Origin of the sequence: Streptomyces sp. NBRC 110611 (assembly GCF_001590865.1) — a bacterium.
GTDB lineage: Bacteria > Actinomycetota > Actinomycetes > Streptomycetales > Streptomycetaceae > Streptomyces.
The window spans coordinates 1-608 of record NZ_BBUY01000006.1; the positions used below are offsets into that span (position 1 = coordinate 1).

Annotated in this window: 1 protein-coding gene; it reads right to left on the minus strand. The window is 69.4% G+C overall.

What is annotated here, in order from left to right:
* Positions 1-608: ABC transporter ATP-binding protein (locus AZE13_RS15675; RefSeq protein ID WP_066931488.1), on the minus strand; the 608-nt coding region annotated here is incomplete at both ends.

Sequence of the window (608 nt, forward strand, 5' to 3'; positions counted from 1 at the left end):
CCAGCCACAGGACGCGGTCGCAGGTGTCGCGGATGGACTTGTTGTTGTGGCTGACCAGGAAGACCGTGCCGGCCTCCTTGCGCAGTTCGCGGATCCGGGCCTCGGAGCGTTTCTGGAACGCGCGGTCGCCGGTGGCCAGGGCCTCGTCGATCATCAGCACGTCGTGGTCCTTGGCCGCGGCGATGGAGAACCGCAGCCGGGCCGCCATGCCGGAGGAGTACGTCCGCATCGGCAGGGAGATGAAGTCGCCCTTCTCGTTGATGCCGGAGAAGTCGACGATGCCGTCGTAGCGCTCGCGGATCTGCTCGCGGGACATGCCCATCGCCAGGCCGCCGAGAACGACGTTCTTCTCGCCGGTCAGGTCGTTCATCAGGGCGGCGTTGACGCCGAGCAGGGACGGCTGGCCGTGGGTGTAGACCCGGCCCCGCTCGGCGGGGAGCAGCCCGGCGACGGCCTTGAGCAGCGTCGACTTGCCCGAGCCGTTGGAGCCGATCAGCCCGATGGACTCGCCGCGGTGAGCGGTGAAGGACACACCCTTGACCGCGTGCACCTCCCGCACACCGCCGGCGGGCTTGCGCCGGATGATGCGGTTCAGCGCCGCGGTGGCA